The organism is Tamlana crocina, from assembly GCF_012037625.1.
Genome location: NZ_JAAVJS010000648.1, coordinates 1 through 327, shown reverse-complemented (window position 1 = coordinate 327; position 327 = coordinate 1). Strand labels below are relative to the sequence as shown.

Here is a 327-nt window from a genome sequence, read left to right as displayed (position 1 = left end):
GTACCGTTGCAGGGATCTTTGCAGTCCACGAAAAATTCGGAACGTTGCCAATGGAGGAACTTCTTGAGCCGGTGATCTTACTTGCAAGAAATGGTTTTGTAGTTACTCAAAATCAACAAAATGCGCTGGAAAGATACCGGGAGGAATTTTTAAGGGCTAATGGAGATACCATACTGTTTGTGAGAGACTTCAACAAAGGAGATACCCTCAAAAACACTGCCCTGGCTTTAACCCTGGAACGACTGACTAGAGGAGGGAAAAAGGAATTCTATGAAGGAGAAATTGCTAAGAATCTGGTTGCATTTCTTCAGGAGAAAGGCGGCCTGA

1 protein-coding gene is annotated in these 327 nt (G+C 43.7%); it reads left to right on the top strand.

Translation table 11 applies throughout. From position 1 onward, the window contains the following. Nucleotides 1–327 (top strand): gamma-glutamyltransferase (locus tag HC176_RS18425; protein WP_209309820.1); only part of this gene is annotated, 327 nt, incomplete at both ends.